3 protein-coding genes and 1 pseudogene are annotated in these 3369 nt (G+C 70.3%); all 4 read right to left on the bottom strand.

What is annotated here, in order from left to right; all coding sequences use genetic code 11:
- Window positions 1-1220: methyl-accepting chemotaxis protein (locus FHD68_RS17980; RefSeq protein ID WP_139086460.1), on the bottom strand; the 1220-nt coding region annotated here is incomplete at its 3' end.
- A 132-nt stretch (window positions 1221-1352) separates the two neighbouring features.
- Complete coding sequence (locus FHD68_RS17975; RefSeq protein ID WP_127898955.1) at window positions 1353-2429, bottom strand: FAD-dependent oxidoreductase; 1077 nt, start codon at window positions 2427-2429, stop codon at window positions 1353-1355.
- Window positions 2426-3154, bottom strand: a complete 729-nt coding sequence (locus tag FHD68_RS17970; RefSeq protein WP_045983584.1) for a transcriptional regulator NanR — start codon at window positions 3152-3154, stop codon at window positions 2426-2428. The genes FHD68_RS17975 and FHD68_RS17970 overlap by 4 nt, the downstream gene beginning before the upstream one ends.
- Window positions 3151-3369, bottom strand: a pseudogene (locus FHD68_RS19215) (hypothetical protein); the annotation flags it as partial. The pseudogene FHD68_RS19215 and the gene FHD68_RS17970, both read right to left, overlap by 4 nt.

The raw sequence follows: 3369 nt of genomic DNA, 5'->3' as shown, positions 1-3369 counted from the left end.
TCGGCCTCGGCGCGGGCGTCGCGGTCGCGGGCGTCGCGCGCGGCCTCGGCCTCGGCCTCCAGACGCCGGGCAGTCAGCGCCCGGTCGCGGAACACCTGCATCGCCCCGGCCATCGCCCCAATCTCGTCGCCACGGCCGGCATGGGGGACCGGCGTCTCCAGATCACCATCCGCCAGACGGGTCATCGCCGCCGTCATCCCCTCGATCGGACGAGAGATGATCTGCGCGCCGAACCAGACGACGACCAGCGTTCCCAGCAGCATCAGCGCCGCGGTCAGCACTGCCCGGTCGCGCGTCTGGGTGACATGCGCCATCACGGTCGCGCGCGGCACATGCATCATCAGGGTCCAGCTTTCGTCCATGCCGGGAAAGGCGACAGACCCTGTCAGGACCATCGACTGTTGCCCGTCCACTTCGGCGTAGTGCATCGGTCCCGCCGCCATCAACGCCTGGTCCGCAGCCTGCACCGGCTGGCCCAGCAGCGCGCGGTCCTCATGCGCGATCCACAGCCCCCCAGAGCTGACCAGCCGCACGCGACCGTCGCCAAAGGGACGCAGCTCCTCGATCCGCGCCGACAGCCGGTCCAGCGATACGTCGCCGGTCAGCACGCCCACCAGCCGCGTGCCGTCGCGGACCACGCCGCTGACGGTGGTCATCAGGACCTCGGCGCCGTTCACGGGGTACAGATAGGGCGGCGTGATCAGGCTGCGATCCTCGCGCAGCGGCCGGTCGTACCAGCTGTCGGTCCCGGCCTCGGGGCGCATGTCCAACTGTTCGATGCCGATGCTTCCGTCAGGGGCGTAGAAGAAATACGGCACGAACCGCCCGGCGGCATCCGCATAGGGGCTGCCCAGATGGGCGCCATCCGGCCCAAGCGCGTCGGGTTCCAGCGCCAGCGTCATGCCGACCAGATCGGGACGCGTGCGCAGGATCGTCGTGACGATGGACGCCAGTGCGTCGCGATTTGCGGGATCGTCGGCGATCGCCCCCTCGATCCCGGCGACGCCGGTGCGGACAGTGTCGATGACGCTGGCGACCTCCTGCGCGATGGTCGCGGCATAGCCGGTCATCAGCGCGCTGGCATGCGCCTCGGATTCGCGAGCCGAATCGCGCGTCATCAGGCTTGTCGTCAGCGCGATCACGGCGACGATGGCAAAGGCGGTCAGCGCGGCGGCGGACAGGGCCAGCTTGGCGCGGATGGAGATGGAACGGAACGGCATGCTTGCCCCTCTCTTGGGGGTTGGTCGGGAAAGAGGTCTGTCTTGCCGGGATAGCAGCCACAGGTTTCCGATCCGTTACCGGGCCGCCGTCGAACGTGACCAAATCGATCGATCCCGACGGCCGTCGACGGGCTAGCCCTTCAGGCGGGCCATGAATTTACGGTCGATCCGGTCCTTGACCCGCCACAGCCAACGGCCCTGCAGGACGATGCCGTGCCACTGGGCCAGCGCCTCCTGTCCGCCAAGCGAGATGATCTTCAGATAGTCGCGCTGCGGCCGGAACGCCCGGCAGGGGCGGCCCAGATGCCGCGCGGCAAGGTTCGCCGCCAGCACGGGCGCCTGACGCACGGCAAAGACACCGGCCTTTGGGCGCGGGGCGTGGGTCATGAAGGCGCAGTCGCCGGCCGCGAACAGGTCGGGATGGCCCGGCACCTGCAGGCACGCCCCCACGCGGACAAAGCCCGCCTCGTCCACCGGCAGATCGCGCGCCAACCAGTCCGGCGCACGCGCGCCGGCGATGCCCAGGGTCAGGGCGCTGTCGATCCGCCGTCCATCGGCCAGCACCACGTGATCGGCCGCGACCCAATGCACGCGCGCCTCCGTCAGGATCGCGACCCCTGCCCTCTCCAGTGCGCGGCGCAGCAGGGTCCGGGCGCGTGGCGTCAAAGCTGCGGCGATGCGGGGCCCGGTCTCGACCAAAGTGACGGGCGCGCGCTGGCGATGGGACAGGGCAAGCGCGATCTCGGCCCCCGCCACGCCGCCGCCGATCACGACCGACGGCAGGCCCCGGTCGGGCAACGGCAGATCTGCGCGCAGCGGCTTGACGGCGCGCGCGTGGTCACGAAACCCCGCGATTTCGGGCATGACGCCGTGGCTGCCCACATCCAGCGCGGCCTGGGAATAATCCAGACGCTGCGCCGTGCCGCAAGGCTGCACGGCCGTGACCTGGCGCGCGACCGGGTCGATCCCGGTGATACGCGCGCGCAGAAAACTCGCCCCGTGCCGCGCGGCGAAATCCACCAGCCCGACGCTCAGCTGGTCGGCGTGGTAATGGCCCGCGATCAAGCCGGGATACATGCCCGAATAGGTCGCCTGTTCGGTCATGTCGACCAGCAGAACGGCCGCCTCCGGCAGCGCCGCCCGCAGCGGCGGCAGCGCCAGCAGATTGGCATGCCCCGCCCCCAACAGCAGGATGGGCGTCCCGCTCACCCCTGGGCGTTCTGATGCGCGTAAAGACCCACCGAGCGGTCCAGATGCGCCTGCATCGCGGCCACCGCGCCGTCCGGATCATGCGCGGCGATCAGGTCGGTGATGGCCTCGTGCTCGCGCAGGGTGACCTGTTCGTTGCCCGACCAATGCAGCAGGACGCCGTGATACTGAAACAGCCAGCGCAGCATCGATTGGCTGGTGGCAATCAGGATCGGATTGCCCGAGATCGCCGCGATGCGCGCATGGAACGCCATGTCCTGGGTGACAAAGCGCGCGGCATCGCCCAGACAGTCGCGCTGCGCGGCGATCAGGTCGCGCAGGTCGGCCACATCGGCCTCTGTCGCGGTCTGGGCGGCCATGCGCACCAGCCCGCATTCGAACATCCGCCGCGCCTGCTTCAGGTGGTCCAGCTGGTCGGGTTCCGACGACAACAGCATCCGCGCCACGTCGTCCACGCGGCTGAGGACGCTGTCCGCGCTCAGCGCGTTCACGCGGCTTCGCTCGCCGTGACTGATGGTGATCAGGCCCATGGTGTGCAGGTGCTGCAGCGCCTCGCGCACGGCGGGGCGGCCGGTGCCGAAACGCTCCATCAGGTCGCGTTCTGACGGCAGCGGCGCGCCGGGCGTCAGCTCTCCGCTGGCGATCATGTCGCGCAGGCGGTCGAACACTTGGTCGGACAGCTTGCGCCGGACGATTCGGTCGGAAGGGTCGGTCGGTTGCATCATGCCCATGGTTTAGGACGGCCCGCGCCCGCCTGCAAATCCGGCGCGTCGTCCTGATCCCAGCCCCAGGGCGCCAGCCCCGCCCGCGCATCGGGCGTCAGGTTGGCGCGCAGGATGCGCCCGCCCAGATGCAGCCGCACCAGATCGCCCCCCTGCGCATCATGGACCGGCGCGCCGGCCAGCGCCGCCAGCGCGGCCACGACCCCGGCCACCGGGCG

Source organism: Paracoccus marcusii (genome assembly GCF_006151785.1).
GTDB classification, from domain to species: Bacteria; Pseudomonadota; Alphaproteobacteria; order Rhodobacterales; family Rhodobacteraceae; genus Paracoccus; species Paracoccus marcusii.
Note: the sequence above shows the minus strand (reverse complement) of the source record. Positions and strands in the feature narration are given on the sequence as shown.